The sequence below is a fragment of the Mycobacterium sp. Root135 genome, from assembly GCF_001426545.1.
Lineage (GTDB): Bacteria > Actinomycetota > Actinomycetes > Mycobacteriales > Mycobacteriaceae > Mycobacterium.
On the sequence record NZ_LMEZ01000007.1, the window covers coordinates 271,967 to 286,093 of the forward strand.

16 protein-coding genes are annotated in these 14,127 nt (G+C 66.3%); 10 read left to right on the forward strand and 6 right to left on the reverse strand.

The window, feature by feature from the left end; genetic code table 11:
* Positions 1-69: 69 nt before the first annotated feature.
* Together ASD37_RS31125 and ASD37_RS31615 are read right to left on the reverse strand one after the other, a co-directional pair.
* A complete protein-coding gene (locus ASD37_RS31125; RefSeq protein WP_082570323.1) occupies positions 70-1,014 on the reverse strand; it encodes an FkbM family methyltransferase in 945 nt (314 codons plus the stop codon).
* A gap of 75 nt (positions 1,015-1,089) precedes the next feature.
* Positions 1,090-1,890 (reverse strand): hypothetical protein, encoded by an 801-nt coding sequence (locus ASD37_RS31615; RefSeq protein WP_156721016.1) that lies wholly within the window; start codon positions 1,888-1,890, stop codon positions 1,090-1,092.
* A 350-nt stretch (positions 1,891-2,240) separates the two neighbouring features.
* Here ASD37_RS31615 and ASD37_RS21540 point away from each other — a divergent pair, with 350 nt between their 5' ends.
* The 6 genes from ASD37_RS21540 to ASD37_RS21565 all read left to right on the forward strand — a co-directional run bounded on the left by ASD37_RS21540 (position 2,241) and on the right by ASD37_RS21565 (position 7,890).
* The gene (locus ASD37_RS21540; protein WP_056556218.1) at positions 2,241-3,137 is read left to right on the forward strand and encodes a sulfurtransferase; all 897 of its coding nucleotides are present in this window, start codon (positions 2,241-2,243) and stop codon (positions 3,135-3,137) included.
* Positions 3,134-3,553, forward strand: coding sequence for a SufE family protein (locus ASD37_RS21545; protein WP_056556220.1), 420 nt, complete (start codon positions 3,134-3,136; stop codon positions 3,551-3,553). Before ASD37_RS21540 ends, ASD37_RS21545 begins: the two co-directional genes overlap by 4 nt.
* Positions 3,554-3,741: 188 nt before the next feature.
* The gene (locus ASD37_RS21550) at positions 3,742-4,521 is read left to right on the forward strand and encodes a hypothetical protein (RefSeq protein ID WP_056556223.1); all 780 of its coding nucleotides are present in this window, start codon (positions 3,742-3,744) and stop codon (positions 4,519-4,521) included.
* A 130-nt stretch (positions 4,522-4,651) separates the two neighbouring features.
* Positions 4,652-6,451 carry an acetyl/propionyl/methylcrotonyl-CoA carboxylase subunit alpha gene (locus ASD37_RS21555; RefSeq protein ID WP_056556227.1) on the forward strand — a complete coding sequence of 600 codons (1,800 nt, stop codon included), beginning with the start codon at positions 4,652-4,654 and terminating at the stop codon, positions 6,449-6,451.
* Between the two features lie 81 nt (positions 6,452-6,532).
* Positions 6,533-6,865: a hypothetical protein gene (locus ASD37_RS21560; protein ID WP_056556229.1), complete on the forward strand. Its 333-nt coding sequence runs from the start codon at positions 6,533-6,535 to the stop codon at positions 6,863-6,865.
* The gene (locus ASD37_RS21565) at positions 6,862-7,890 is read left to right on the forward strand and encodes a malate dehydrogenase (protein ID WP_370073074.1); all 1,029 of its coding nucleotides are present in this window, start codon (positions 6,862-6,864) and stop codon (positions 7,888-7,890) included. The genes ASD37_RS21560 and ASD37_RS21565 overlap by 4 nt, the downstream gene beginning before the upstream one ends.
* On the opposite strand, the gene ASD37_RS21570 is transcribed toward ASD37_RS21565, so the two are convergent.
* Both ASD37_RS21570 and ASD37_RS21575 read right to left on the reverse strand, forming a co-directional pair.
* Positions 7,887-8,234: an Lsr2 family protein gene (locus tag ASD37_RS21570; RefSeq protein ID WP_056556233.1), complete on the reverse strand. Its 348-nt coding sequence runs from the start codon at positions 8,232-8,234 to the stop codon at positions 7,887-7,889. The genes ASD37_RS21565 and ASD37_RS21570 overlap by 4 nt on opposite strands.
* 70 nt (positions 8,235-8,304) lie before the next feature.
* Positions 8,305-8,850 (reverse strand): NTP transferase domain-containing protein, encoded by a 546-nt coding sequence (locus tag ASD37_RS21575; RefSeq protein WP_056556237.1) that lies wholly within the window; start codon positions 8,848-8,850, stop codon positions 8,305-8,307.
* Between the two features lie 33 nt (positions 8,851-8,883).
* Between ASD37_RS21575 and ASD37_RS21580 the strand changes: the two genes are divergently transcribed.
* The 4 genes from ASD37_RS21580 to pucL all read left to right on the forward strand — a co-directional run bounded on the left by ASD37_RS21580 (position 8,884) and on the right by pucL (position 12,621).
* Positions 8,884-10,800 (forward strand): solute carrier family 23 protein, encoded by a 1,917-nt coding sequence (locus ASD37_RS21580; protein ID WP_056556240.1) that lies wholly within the window; start codon positions 8,884-8,886, stop codon positions 10,798-10,800.
* Positions 10,801-11,307, forward strand: a complete 507-nt coding sequence (gene uraD, locus ASD37_RS21585; RefSeq protein ID WP_082570324.1) for a 2-oxo-4-hydroxy-4-carboxy-5-ureidoimidazoline decarboxylase — start codon at positions 10,801-10,803, stop codon at positions 11,305-11,307.
* 90 nt (positions 11,308-11,397) lie between these two features.
* Positions 11,398-11,718 carry a hydroxyisourate hydrolase gene (gene uraH, locus ASD37_RS21590; protein ID WP_056557475.1) on the forward strand — a complete coding sequence of 107 codons (321 nt, stop codon included), beginning with the start codon at positions 11,398-11,400 and terminating at the stop codon, positions 11,716-11,718.
* A 3-nt stretch (positions 11,719-11,721) separates the two neighbouring features.
* A complete protein-coding gene (gene pucL, locus ASD37_RS21595; protein ID WP_056556243.1) occupies positions 11,722-12,621 on the forward strand; it encodes a factor-independent urate hydroxylase in 900 nt (299 codons plus the stop codon).
* A 4-nt stretch (positions 12,622-12,625) separates the two neighbouring features.
* On the opposite strand, the gene ASD37_RS21600 is transcribed toward pucL, so the two are convergent.
* Both ASD37_RS21600 and ASD37_RS21605 read right to left on the reverse strand, forming a co-directional pair.
* Entirely contained in the window at positions 12,626-13,414 is a 789-nt protein-coding gene (locus ASD37_RS21600) for an RNA polymerase sigma factor SigF (RefSeq protein WP_056556246.1), read from the reverse strand.
* Complete coding sequence (locus ASD37_RS21605; protein WP_056556249.1) at positions 13,411-13,845, reverse strand: ATP-binding protein; 435 nt, start codon at positions 13,843-13,845, stop codon at positions 13,411-13,413. Before ASD37_RS21605 ends, ASD37_RS21600 begins: the two co-directional genes overlap by 4 nt.
* Between the last annotated feature and the right edge of the window lie 282 nt (positions 13,846-14,127).

The window sequence follows — 14,127 nt, forward strand, 5'->3', positions numbered from 1 at the left end:
GGTTGTCGAGGTCGAGCGTTCAGCGGGAGCACTTGTCGTCGGATGCTGCCGCCAGAACACGGCACCACATCAGATCCGTACGGCGAGGGATTCCACCGTCTCCTTGTGACGGGATTGCCGGACGGCGAGATAGTTTCGATACCGAGTGTCCGAGGGTGGACGCAAGCTGGCGCATTCTTCCGGACCTCTCGCCCCAAGCTTGTAGAACGAATAGCCGCGTTCGCGAAAAGTGCGTTCGATTTCCTCACGCTTGGCCGCCTCTATCACTTCGAAGATGACCGCTGGCGCCCATTTGACGAGCGTCGACCCAAGCCCGGCTATTGCGCGATCCTCGAAGCCTTCGACGTCGATTTTGACGAGGTCGACCGGGGCGGTGTCGCCGAGACAGGAATCGATGGCACGCGCGAAGGATCTCGTCACAGACCCGCCTAGATGCTGCCAGGCGGGGTCCCGCCGACCGATCTGTACACCTCGTGGATCAAGGCTCGCCGACATGGGAGTTGACGACGCTGGTATATGGAAGGGAACGTAACCGTCTGCCTCCGCCACGGGGTTCTCGAACACGGTGCAGCGTTCTTCCCACCCGTTCCGTGCGATATTCTCGCGAAGGACGTTCGCAATTCGCGGTACCGGCTCAAAGGCGTATACGCGCGCCGACGGATTAACGGCACAGCTGAGCAGCGTATACAAGCCCGTATGGGCCCCCGCATCGACGACGCCGCGAGCGGATTTGGCCAGTGCGGCAAACACACGCGTCGTTTCCGGCTCCCATCCGTCCATCCCTCGCCAGAACAAGTATCGCCCGAGGGTGTCTGTAGCCGTCGCCGCGTAATCGAAGCTCGCGCCGGGTGCAACGTGCACGCCGAACACCGCGTCGACCGGTATGCGTGACCAAGCCGCTTGCGATATGCGTCCGTTGGCGATCGACCGTTTAAGAAGGCGGCGAACGGTTTCCGACGCCGTGACTAACGAACCGGCCTGCAGCAGCACATCCTTCGTCCGACGGTCAGGCATCGACGTGCCTTCGAAAATCTCGATCGACCCGATTGGCCGACGTGTGGTCGCCCGGGAGTTTCACGCTGGTGAGGCTCATGAGAAATTCGTCCCGGGTTCATCCCTGAGCAAGCCGATTGGTCCGTCGACGACGAATTCAGTGATCATGTGATCTGTCGTTCGAAAATACTCACCGTCGAGCTCGCGGCGCCACCGTGCAGGCGATCCGGCGTAGAGGCCCGATTGCTGCGAATCCGCGGACGACGCGAGCATCGTCGAACTCGCTGCCAGTAGCGAGCGATCCGGCAGGTGTGCTCCCTTCAGCATCACCGCGCATGTCGCTACCAACGCATGATCGCCGATGACGATGCGTCCCACCGTCTGTCGAAAGTTCTCGAGGTCCGCTTCGTGAGTCTGAAGATAGGCCCGGCCGCCTCCGATTCGCGCATGCCGCTTCATGATGATCGTGCCGGAACAATCCAGGTAGTGACGGCTGGTCATAGCCGCCCCGTACCCCATGTGCAGAGTTCCGGCCTCTGGATTTACACGTTGAAATTCTGGCGCGGCACTGATCCAGTTCCACGATCCGATTATTACGCCCTCATCGAGGCGAACCAAAGCCAAGTTCTTGAATACGTTTCCCGGCGAAATCAAAACGTCGGCACCGATCTCGAAGTGTTCGACACCGAGGACGATTGACGGCCATATTCGTGCGGTGGCCGAGACATCATGACCGAACCGGCGCAGCAATGCATTCTTTAGCCGCCCTGGCGGAAGCAGCCAGCAGACAACCTCAAGCGTCGCACGCATATCGACCTTTCCAACACGCTTCCACCGCGGGAAATGAAAAGAACGCTGCAGACAAACATTAGACGCGTGGCTCAGAAGCCGCGCCATAATGCGCCGATCGAATCAAGACCGTCTCGCCGCGATCGGCAAACGACGTCGGCGTCATGGCCCGGAGCAAGACGGCAGTCGCAAGAGATCGGACACGTTGAAGGCTCCCTCAGGCACGAAGGCTGCGGAAAGCACCGTCGGACAACGGAATCGAGCATGGGGAGACCCGTAGACATCCCGAACCGGCCGGCCTGTCGCATTCGCTGGTAACCCCGACGGGCTGCGAGACACCGGCTCGGAGTCGACGATCTCGCCGCGCGTCGGCATCGGCGACACGGTGCCAGTGTCGACGGTCGACCAGTCGACACTGAGGGTCCGACCCGTCTACGCCCAACAAGTAGGCTGCAGGAGTGTCGCTGCCTGCAGACCCGCATCCCTCCCTCGCCGCCTACGCCCACCCCGAACGGCTGGTGACCGCCGACTGGTTGGCCGGCAACATCGGCAGGCCAGGGCTCGCCATCGTCGAGTCAGACGAGGACGTCCTCCTCTACGACACCGGGCACATTCCCGGCGCGGTCAAGATCGACTGGCACACCGACCTCAACGACGACCGCGTCCGCGACTACATCGACGGCGCACAGTTCGCCGCGCTGATGGACCGCAAGGGCATCGGCCGCGACGACACCGTCGTCATCTACGGCGACAAGAGCAACTGGTGGGCGGCCTACGCCCTGTGGGTGTTCACGCTGTTCGGTCATCCGGACGTGCGGTTGCTCGACGGTGGCCGCGACCTCTGGGTGTCCAACGGTCGTGACACCAACCTCGACGTGCCGTCCAAGACGACGAGCGGCTACCCCGTCGTCGAGCGCGACGACGCCCCGATCCGCGCCTTCAAGGACGACGTCCTGACCAACCTCGGACGCCAGCCCCTGATCGACGTCCGATCCCCCATGGAGTACACCGGCGAGCGGACCCACATGCCCGACTACCCCGAAGAGGGCGCGTTGCGCGGCGGCCACATTCCGACGGCGACGTCGATCCCGTGGGCCAAGGCCGCCAGGGACAACGGACAGTTCCGCAGCCGGGCCGAACTCGACGAGCTGTACGACTTCCTGCATCCCGAGGACGAGACGATCGTCTACTGCCGCATCGGTGAACGCTCGAGCCACACTTGGTTCGTGCTGACTCATCTGCTCGGCAAGGACGGCGTCCGCAACTACGACGGCTCGTGGACCGAGTGGGGCAATGCGGTGCGCGTTCCCGTCGCGGTCGGAACCGATCCGGGTGAGGCGCCGGGCCAGGCATGAGTGCCATGCCTGCCGCGCTGGCGGAGGTGGTGTCGGACTTCGCCGATATGCAGGGCCAAGACAAGCTTCAGCTCCTGCTGGAGTTCGCGAACGAACTGCCGCCAATCCCCGCCGAACTCGAAGAGTCCGCCATGGAACCGGTGCCGGAGTGCCAGTCACCGCTGTTCCTGCACGTCGACGCCACTGACCGCGCTCGCGTCCGGCTGTACTTCAGTGCGCCGCCCGAGGCGCCGACGACGCGCGGCTTCGCGGCGATCCTGTCCGCTGGCCTCGACGAGCTCTCGGCCGACGAAATCCTCGCCGTGCCGGACGACTTCTACGCCGACCTCGGGCTGGCCAAGCTGATCAGCCCGCTGCGTCTCAGGGGCATGTCGGCGATGTTGACCCGTATCAAACGCCGACTCGGCCAGTCATAAATTTTTCATCCGCCCTTAGTTGAGCTGCGGCGATCTTTGCTGGTGCAGCACGACCATGCGAGTCCTGCACCACAACGAGGAGTCCGCAAGAGCGCGTCGATGCGCCATGACCGCACCGCTCGTCGACAGCCCGAATTCCCGTCTACAAGCCCCTTGAGCGTGAGGCCGGCGCGGCTAAGCTTTTACGGATGGCCGAGATGCGTGAGCAGCGACGAAGCAGCGTGATAGCGGCCAATCTCGGACGCCACGACGGACATACGCGTGCCGATCTCGAGCGGACGGGACTGGTCCGCCTCCCCGGCGTCATACCGCCGGAGTGGCTCGCCGAGGCACGCGCCGACGTCGACGGTTTCCTCTCTCGGCACGGTTCGGGCGAACACAGCCTCGTCGACGCCGACCGGTGGGACTGCCCCACCATCGCGGAGTTGGCCGTCGACGAACGCGTCGAATCGTTCCTGCACTCCCTGACGCCACCTTCGGTGTCCGCCGCGCCTGGGTTCGCCGGGTACCGACAGCGCGTCTTGCGCATCCTCGACGGCTCGGCGGTGGACTCGCCGCCCTTCGACTGGCACTACGACGCGAACGCGGTGACGATGCTCGTTCCCGTCGTCGTTCCCGACGGCGCGGGCGATCTGGCGTTGTTCCCCGACCATCGCCCGCATCGACGCTCGGCAACGGTCGACGCGGCCGAGCGCTTGCTGGTGCACAACGGTGTCTACGGCCGGACGCTGCGGCGACGCTTCGACGCCAACCCGTCGGCGTTCACCGTTCACCTCACTCCCGGTGACGTCTACGTCTTCAGGGGCTACCGCTCGTTGCACGCCACGCTGCCCTGGCCAACGGACACGCTGAGGGTGACCCTGCTGCTGCAGTACGGCCACCCCTACGGGGCGGAAGGTTCGGTGCTGCAGGCGGTGCGAAACCGCCGGAACGCGATGCGCAAGCGGCGAACCGGCTATCAGCCGTGAGACTCAGCCGGCCGAACGTACCTACTCACCAGTAGGGGACCGGCGCGCCGACGACCCTAGCGCGCCGCTTAAACTGCCTCCGATACATTCTTAAAGAGGTTTCTTAGAGAACATGCCATCAGGAGGCGCAGTGCCAAGTCACGCCAGCTCGAAGATCGCCAAGGTGCTCGTCGCCAACCGGGGCGAAATCGCCGTGCGAGTGATCAGGGCCGCCAAGGACGCGGGGCTCACCAGCGTGGCCGTGTACGCCGAACCCGATGCCGACGCACCGCACGTCCGGCTCGCCGACGAGGCCTTCGCCCTCGGCGGCCAGACCTCGGCCGAGTCGTACCTCGACTTCGCCAAGATCCTCGACGCTGCGCAGAAGTCCGGTGCCAACGCCATCCACCCCGGATACGGGTTCCTGTCGGAGAACGCCGACTTCGCCCAGGCCGTCCTCGACGCCGGGCTGATCTGGATCGGACCCAGCCCCCAGTCCATCCGCGACCTCGGCGACAAGGTCACCGCCCGCCACATCGCCGCCAAGGCGAACGCACCGCTGGTCCCCGGCACCTCCGAGCCGGTCAAGGACGCCGACGAAATCGTCGCGTTCGCCAAGGAATTCGGCGTGCCGATCGCGATCAAAGCCGCCTTCGGCGGCGGCGGCCGCGGCATGAAGGTCGCGCGCACCATCGAAGAGATCCCCGAGCTCTTCGACTCCGCCACCCGTGAAGCCGTGTCCGCCTTCGGCCGCGGCGAGTGCTTCGTCGAGCGCTACCTGGACAAGCCCCGCCACGTCGAGGCGCAGGTCATCGCCGACACCCATGGCAACGTCGTCGTGGCCGGCACCCGCGACTGCTCGCTGCAGCGCCGCTTCCAGAAGCTGGTGGAAGAAGCGCCGGCGCCCTTCTTGACCGACGCGCAGCGCAAGGAAATCCACGAGTCCGCCAAGCGCATCTGCAAGGAAGCCGGCTACTACGGCGCGGGCACCGTCGAATACCTGGTCGGCCAAGACGGACTGATCTCGTTCCTCGAGGTCAACACCCGGCTGCAGGTCGAACACCCGGTGACCGAGGAGACCTCGGGCATCGACCTGGTTCGCCAGCAGTTCCGGATCGCCAACGGCGAGGCCCTCGACATCACCGAGGATCCGACTCCCCGCGGTCACTCCTTCGAGTTCCGCATCAACGGCGAGGACGCCGGCCGTGGATTCCTGCCCGCGCCGGGACCCGTCACCCTGTTCGACCCGCCGACCGGCCCCGGCGTCCGCTTGGACTCCGGTGTCGAGACCGGCTCGGTCATCGGCGGCCAGTTCGACTCGATGCTCGCCAAGCTGATCGTCACCGGCGCCACCCGCGAGGAGGCCCTGGACCGCTCGCGTCGGGCGCTGGCCGAGTTCACCGTCGAGGGCCTGGCGACGGTCATCCCGTTCCACCGCGCCGTCGTGTCCGATCCCGCCTTCATCGGCGACGAGAACGGGTTCACGGTCCACACGCGGTGGATCGAGACCGAGTGGGACAACACGGTCGAGCCGTTCACCTCCGGCGCACCGCTTGACGAAGAGGACACCCTGCCCCGGCAGAAGGTGGTCGTCGAGGTCGGCGGTCGCCGCGTCGAGGTGTCGCTGCCCGGTGATCTCGCCATCGGCGGCGGAGGCGGTGCCGCCGCGCCCGGTGTCATCCGCAAGAAGCCGAAGTCGCGCAAGCGTGGCGCCAGTGGCGGCGCCGCGGTGTCGGGTGACGCGGTCACCGCGCCGATGCAGGGCACCGTCGTCAAGGTTGCCGTCGAAGAGGGTCAGCAGGTTTCGGCCGGCGACCTCGTCGCGGTGCTCGAGGCCATGAAGATGGAGAACCCGGTGACCGCCCACAAGGACGGCACGATCACCGGCCTCTCCGTCGAGGCGGGTGCCGCCGTCACGCAGGGCACCGTGCTCGCCGAGATCAAGGACTGAGAACCCGCCGAGTGGCCACGTGCTGCACGCTCCTTCGCGATCTGCGTGCAGTAACTGGCCACTCGACCGGTTGACACCATCATGGAACCCGTCGAAATCAACAACGGCACGTGGTACCTGCGCGGGCTGCGCTACGACGACCGCGTCGACGACCGCCCAGCGCTGGCCGACCTCGGTGAGCACGACCTCGACTACGTGCACGACGCCGAGGACGGCTGGGCCGACGACAGCATGTACACCTGGGCGGTGTGCGAACCCTCGACCGGTGAACTCCTCGCCGAGATCACCCTGAATCCGAAGACCGGGTTCATGGAGAGCAGGGCGCGCCCAGGCCACGAGGACGCAGCGGCGATGTCCGAGGACACCGTTCGGCGCTACGCCTCGGAGGTGCTCAACATCCGGGTGCACACGTGAGCGCACCCGGACATGCGCCGGCTATCCGCCCACCCAGCTCCGCCCGCCCGAAGGTCGTCACCGTCACCGGCGCCGCCGGCCAGATCGGCTACGCCGCCCTCTTTCGCATCGGTGCGGGCGCACTGCTCGGCCGTGACGTCCCGGTGACGCTCCGGCTGCTGGAACTGCCTTCGGCGATCCGAGCGGCCGAGGGCGTGGTGATGGAGCTGGTCGACAGCGCCTTCGACCTGCTGGTCGACGTTGAAATCCACGACGATCCGGTCCGTGCCTTCGACGGCGTCGACGTCGCGTTGCTGGTCGGTGCCAAGCCCCGCAGCAAGGGCATGGAACGCGCCGACCTGCTGGCCGCCAACGCCGCGATCTTCGCCGACGCGGGACGGGCCGTCAACGCCGGCGCGTCGTCCGACGTGCGAGTCGTGGTGGTCGGCAACCCCGCCAACACCAACGCCTTGGTCGCCTCCGCCCACGCACCCGACGTGCCTGCGGAACGCTTCACCGCACTGACGCGGCTGGACCACAACCGCGCCGTCGCCGCGCTTGCCGCCCACGCAGGCGTGCACGTCACCGACGTCTCTCGGGTGACGGTCTGGGGCAACCACTCCCCGAGCATGTATCCCGACATCTTCCACGCCGTCGTCGGCGGTCGGCCCGGCGCCGAGTTCGCCACCGACACCGATTGGCTGACAAGGGATTTCATCCCCACCGTCGCCACCCGCGGTACCGCGATCATCGAGGCCCGCGGGACGTCGTCCGCCGCGTCGGCCGCCAACGCCGCCATCGACCACGTCCGCGACTGGGTCGACGGCACGGACGCCGACGACTGGACGTCGGTCGCCTTGCCCTCACCGGGTGTGTACGGCATCCCAGAGGGCATCGTGGCGTCGCTGCCGGTGCGCGCGGTCGACGGCGCCTGGCACGTCGTCGAGGGCCTCGAGATCAACGAGTTCTCCCGGGTCCGCATCGACGCGTCGGTGTCCGAACTGCAATCCGAGCGCGCGGCCGTCGCCGCGCTCGGTCTGCTCTAGCCTCTGGAGTTCGCGGTCCGGAAGGCGTCGACCGCGTCGAACGGAAGCGGCCCCCTGCTGCCAACGCGGAACCCGTTGTCGTTGCACCAGTCCCGGATCTGCACGCGCTCTTGACCGCTGACCTGTTTGCGCCACGGGTCGACGCGGGCGAGGTGGCGTCTCTGCGGCGCCCGCACCCGTCGTCCCGCTTGAGCCCACTCCGCCAACGTTCGACGAAGCTCCGCGGCGTTGACCGCCGACAGGTCAATCGAGTACAGCTGACCGTCGATGCCGAATTCGACCGATTCGACGGCTGGCGTGCCGTCGACCGCGTCCACCACCCCGATGCACTTCTTCTTACCCATGGCCGATGCCCCCCTTGCCCATGGCAGAAACTCCCCATTCCTGCGTACTCAGGTGTATACCACCATCCGGTTACGTTTCGTCTATGTCCAGCCCGGTCGCGAGGTCTCCACATTCGACGAAGACCACTCCCGGACTCCCCTTCAGGAAGGTGCGAGCGCCTTCGTCGCCGTGCAGCGTCGCCGCCAGCGCGACCCGGTGCCGTCGTGCGATCACCACTGGGTGGCCGGGGCGCCCGCCGTAGGTCGCGCGGGCCAACCCCGAGGCCGACGACACCGCCGCGCCGACGACGCGGGTAATCACGTCGGCGCCGACGTCGGGGGTGTCGACGAGATGCAGGACCAACAGCTCGGCCTCGCCCGCAGCGTCCAGCCCGGCGCGCAGCGACGCACTCATTCCGGTCGCCCAGTCCTCGGCCAGCACCGCGCGGGCCGGGGGTGGGACGTCGACCACCGCGGCGCCCATTACCACCACGACGTCGTCGCACCCGCCGTTCGCCAGCGCCTCGACCGCAACGTGCAGCCACTCGCCCTGCTGCGCAAGCACTTTGGGCATGCCGTAGCGGGTGCCGGCCCCGGCGGCCAGCAGGACCCCGACCACGGAGTGAGCTCTCGACATGCGAACATTCTCAACCTGGTCGATTCTTGAGCTGTGTCCACCCCAAGGTCGGCCCCGCCACTCACCACCGGCAAGAAGCGCGTGCACCCGGTCGACGAGGTGCTTCCGCTGCCCAAACTCGCGACCTACGGGTTCCAGCACGTCGTCGCGTTCTACGCGGGCGCGGTGCTCGTGCCGATCATCATCGCCGGCGCCATCGACCTGCCTGCGGACCAACTGGTCAAGCTCATCACGGCCGACCTGTTCACCTGCGGGATCGCGTCGATCATCCAGGCCGTCGGGTTCTGGAAGATCGGTGTTCGACTGCCGCTACTGCAGGGGGTGACGTTCGCCGGCGTTTCCCCGATCATCGCGATCGGCCTGGCCAACGGGGGCGGCGCTCCGAGCCTGCTGTACGTCTACGGCGCAGTGATCGTCGCGGGCGTCTTCACGTTCCTGATCGCGCCGATCTTCATCAAGCTGCTGAGATTCTTCCCGCCCGTGGTGACCGGCACGCTCATCACCATCATCGGGTTGTGTCTGGTGCCCGTCGGCGCGCTGGACGCGGTCACCGATCCCGCCACGCACCAACCAGATCCGACCAACATCCGGTGGTTCCTCTACGCGTTGGGCACCATCGCGATCATCGTCGGCATCCAGCGCCTGTTCCGTGGATTCCTGGCGACCATCGCGGTGCTGCTTGGTCTCGTCATCGGCTGCGCGGTTGCCTACGCGCTCGGCGACATGACCTTCGACAAGGTCGCCGAGGCGTCGGCATTCGGTTTCACGCCGCCGTTCCTGTTCGGGTTGCCCAAGTTCGACTTCGTCGCGTGTCTCACGATGATCATCGTGCTGCTGATCACCGCGGTCGAGTCGACAGGAAGCACCATCGCGACCGGCGAGATCGTCGGCAAGCGCGTCAAGGCCTCCGACATCGGCAACGTGCTGAGGGCCGACGGGGTGGCCACCACGATCGGCGGCATCTTCAACTCGTTCCCCTACACCGCGTTCTCGGAGAACGTCGGCCTGGTGCGCCTCACCGGCGTCAAGAGCCGGTGGGTGGTTGCCGCGGCCGGCGTCATCATGATCATCCTGGGCTTCCTGCCGAAGGTGGCCGCGGTCGTCGCGTCCATCCCCAACCCGGTGCTTGGCGGCGCCGCGCTGACCCTGTTCGCCACCGTCGCCGTCGTCGGCATCCAGACCCTCGGCAAGGTCGACTTCACAGATCACCGCAACCTCATCATCGTCACCACCAGTCTGGCTCTCGCGCTGTGGGTGACGACCTATCCCGACATCGCCAAGGCGATGCCCACCGGCCTGAACCTAATCTTCGGCAGCGGTATCAGCATCGGGGCCGTCGCCGCGATCGTGCTCAACATCGTGTTCTTCCACACCGGTTCTCGCGGCCCGCGGGTGGCCGGCGGCGGTTCCATCACGCTCGACGAGGTGAACTCGATGACGAAGGAGCGTTTCACGGAGGTGTTCGGCCACGTGGTTCAGGACGTGTCGTGGGCCGTCGACCGCGCGCTCGAGCAACGGCCGTTTGCCGACACGACCGCCCTGCGGGAGGCCTTTCAGGACGCCGTGCTGACGGGCACCTCCGAGCAGCAGACGGAGTTGCTCAACGCCTTTCACGACCTCGGCGCGGAGGATGAGACGGGGCACGCGCTGGCCGTCGACCACGTCGCGCTGTCGAATCTCGACGAGGACGACCACAATGACGTCGTGGACCTGGCCGCCGCGTACCGCGAGCACTTCGGCTTCCCGTTGATCATCTGTGCCCGCGAAACCGAGCGCTTCGACCGGGTGCTGAGGAACGGGTGGTCGAGGATCGACAACTCCCCGGCCGCGGAACGCGCGTTCGCCCTCATCGAGATCGCCAAGATCGCGAACTACCGCTTCGACGACCTGGTCGCCGATGCGAATCCGATTGCAGCGGCCCGGTTCAGCCGGCTCAACGAACTCCAGTAGATGCCAACTCAGGGAGCCCTGGGCTTGGACGGCTTCACCCGGCTGACGGCCCGCCAACAGATGAACGTGTTGTTCGGTGTGTGCTCGTCGCCCATCTGGGCCAGACGCGTCCTCGCGGGCGGCCCCTTTCACGACGTCGGCGCGCTGCTGGATCGCGCCGACCGAGTGCTCGCCGAGCTTCCCGACGCCGAGATCGACGCGGCCCTCGACGGTCACCCGCGGATTGGCGCGAAGGCCGACAACGCGTCCTCGGCGCGGGAGCAAGCCGCGGTGGTGACGGCCGCAGATTCCGTCAAGGCCGAATTGGCGCTCAGGAACGCCGAATACGACGAGAAGTTCGGCTACGTCTACCTGGTGTGTGCCAGCGGGCGCTCGGCGGAGGAACTGCTCGCCATCCTCGCCGACCGTCTCCACAACGATCCCGAGACCGAGCGCCGGGTGATGCGCAGCGAGCTGGCCAAGATCAACCGGCTTCGGCTGGAGCGGCTGCTGAGCGAGCCCACGTGACGGCCCAGTCACACCGCGAGCAGACACGAAAGGCCCTCGATTGCGCCGAAACAGGGCCGTTTGCGTCTGCTCACGGGAGAGGGTGACCACATGAGCCTCTCCACTCACGTCCTCGACGCCACGTCCGGCCGACCCGCCGCAGGTGTCACCGTGACGCTCGCAGACCGTCTTGGCGAGCCGCTGACCGTCGCGACCACCGACGACGACGGGCGCATCGCCGCGTTGGGCGCCGACTTGCCCGCCGGGGTGTACCGACTGCACTTCGACACGGGCGCGTACTTCGCCGCACGGGACGTCCCGACGTTCTACCCAGAGGTGATCGTCGCGTTCGAAATCACCGACGTGGGCGGCAAATACCACGTCCCGGTGCTGCTTTCGCCATATGCCTATTCCACCTACCGAGGGAGTTGAGCGGTGTCCGAGATCATTCTGGGCGGCAACCAGTACGGCAAGGCCGAGACCCGGGTCGTCAGGATCTACCGCGACACCCCGCGCCACGAAATCCACGACGTCAACGTAACCACCTGTCTGCGTGGTGATTTCAGTGCCGCCCACTTGGCGGGCGATCAGTCGAAGGTGCTGCCCACCGACACCCAGAAGCAGACGGCCTACGCCTACGCCAAGGAGAAGGGGTTGTTGTCCGTCGAGGACTACGGCCTGACCCTGGCCAGGCACTTCGTCGCAGACGTCGAACCGGTGGAGGGCGCCCGAATCGAGATCGAGGAGTACGCCTGGGAACGCGCGATCGTCGATGGCGCCGAGCACGACCACACGTGGATCCGCAAGGGTCAAGAGGTTCGGACTGCCGCGATCACCGTCGACGCGCAGGGCGAAACGGTCGTCGGCGGCCTCAAGGACATGGTCATCCTGAAGTCGACGGGTTCGGAGTTCTCCGGGTTCCTCACCGATCCGTACACCGTCCTGGAGCCGACGCACGACCGGGTGATGGCGACGTCGCTGGTCGCCCAGTGGCGGTTCACCTCTACCGACGTCGACTGGGAGTCCACCTACGTCGGCATCAAGGCTCAACTGGTCAAGCAGTTCGCCGTGGTGCAGTCACTTGCCCTGCAGCAGACGCTGTTCGAGATGGGCAAGGCCGTGCTGGAGGCTTACCCGTTCATCGCGGAAGTCCGGTTGTCGGCTCCGAACAAACACCACTTCGTCTACGACCTGTCGCCGTTCGGATTGGCGAACGACAACGAAGTCTTCAACGCCGACGACCGCCCGTACGGCCTCATCCAGGCCACCGTCATCCGCGACGACGCTCCCCCCGCAGGCGCGGCGTGGGACCCGTATCGGGGCTGGCTGTCCTGAGGCTCTACTCGAGCTGATCCCGCAGGCGCGTCAGCGATTTCGCGAGCAACCGCGACACGTGCATCTGCGAGATGCCGACCCGCTCGGCGATCTGCGTCTGCGTCATCGATTCGAAGAAGCGAAGCAGCAGCACCTGGCGCTCGCGCTCCGGGAGACTGGCGAGCAAGGGCCGCAACGACTCTCGGTTTTCGATCTGGTCGAGGTTGAGGTCGACGTCTCCAAGGGTGTCGGCGATGGCGGGGGCCTCTTCGGTGCCACCGCCGGCGCCGTCGATGGACAGCGTGTTGTAGGAGCTGCCCGCCACCAGGCCCTCGACTATTTCCTCGCGGTCCATTTCGAGTTCAACCGCGAGCTCCGAAGGGGTGGGGGCGCGCCCGAGCTTCTGCGACAACTCGGCGTTGGCAGCGCCGAGCCGGAGGTGTAGCTCCTTGAGGCGTCGAGGCACCTTGACCGACCAGCTGTTGTCGCGAAAGTGGCGCCGAACCTCACCCATGATCGTGGGCACCGCGAAGGACACGAAGTCCGATCCGGCGTCCACGTTGAAGCGGATGACCGCGTTCACCAAGCCGACGCGAGCCACCTGCACCAGGTCGTCACGGGGCTCACCGCGACCGTCGAACCGGCGGGCGATGTGATCGGCCAGCGGCAGACAGCGCTCGACTATCGAGTCACGCTGGCGGACGAATTTGGCCGAGCCCTCTTCCAGACCCTGCAAGGTGCGGAACATGTCGACCACGTCCGCGTATTCAGAGTTCGACCGTGACGTCGAACCCCGGGAGGACGACGTCGTCACCTCAGCGAGCTCGCTCGTCTCGTCGTCATGGAGATGCCGAAGATGTGCGAGTCTTCGGGGCCATGGCCGTCGTGGAATGTGCTGACGTCGTCGGTCAAGGAACTCAACACGTGCCAGCTGAAGCTGCCCGGCACGACGATGTCGGGCGACGAACACGCCGTCGACACGTCGACCACCAGTTGCTCTTCAAGCGGATGCACGACCAAGACGAGGGTGGCGTCCGACGTCGCGGATCGGATCAGTCGCGTGCACGCCTCGTCCACCGCCAGCCGAAGGTCTGCCACGCTGTCGAAGTCGAGGTCCTCGTAGGTTCCGACGGCGCCCACCACGGTGCGCAACACCGCCAGGTTCTCTAGCTTCGCTGCGACTCGAACCTCGACTGATCGCGGGCTTCGATGCCCGCTGTCGTGGCCGTACTCACCGTCTGACACGCGCCCTCCATGTGATCTCCACGCGAGATTACCCCGAGCTGGCTCGTAGCTAACCACCAGCACTCCCCTCACCGGCAACGGGCGACCAGGAGTCGCGGGTGGGCGGTGCCGTCGTACGTGTGATCACGAAGTCGTCCCGCCTCCCGCTCGATTGATCCAACTCATTCCCGGTGGGGATGCCCAACGGGCGTGTGACTAAACCAGGACGGCTCACACCCTCACTCGAACCCGGCCTCAAAACGGGCGGAAAACAACGAAATTGGCGTCACGGCTACGTCGCGT

Excerpts from the sequence above, each read along its gene's own strand:
- ASD37_RS31125 (WP_082570323.1), bottom strand. The coding sequence starts at position 1,014 with ATGCCTGACCGTCGGACGAAGGATGTGCTGCTGCAGGCCGGTTCGTTA.
- ASD37_RS21560 (WP_056556229.1), top strand. The coding sequence starts at position 6,533 with ATGGAACCCGTCGAAATCAACAACGGCACGTGGTACCTGCGCGGGCTG.
- ASD37_RS21575 (WP_056556237.1), bottom strand. The coding sequence starts at position 8,850 with ATGTCGAGAGCTCACTCCGTGGTCGGGGTCCTGCTGGCCGCCGGGGCC.
- uraD (WP_082570324.1), top strand. The coding sequence starts at position 10,801 with ATGCCAACTCAGGGAGCCCTGGGCTTGGACGGCTTCACCCGGCTGACG.
- ASD37_RS21545 (WP_056556220.1), top strand. The coding sequence starts at position 3,134 with ATGAGTGCCATGCCTGCCGCGCTGGCGGAGGTGGTGTCGGACTTCGCC.
- ASD37_RS21570 (WP_056556233.1), bottom strand. The coding sequence starts at position 8,234 with ATGGGTAAGAAGAAGTGCATCGGGGTGGTGGACGCGGTCGACGGCACG.
- ASD37_RS21550 (WP_056556223.1), top strand. The coding sequence starts at position 3,742 with ATGGCCGAGATGCGTGAGCAGCGACGAAGCAGCGTGATAGCGGCCAAT.
- uraH (WP_056557475.1), top strand. The coding sequence starts at position 11,398 with ATGAGCCTCTCCACTCACGTCCTCGACGCCACGTCCGGCCGACCCGCC.
- ASD37_RS31615 (WP_156721016.1), bottom strand. The coding sequence starts at position 1,890 with ATGGCGCGGCTTCTGAGCCACGCGTCTAATGTTTGTCTGCAGCGTTCT.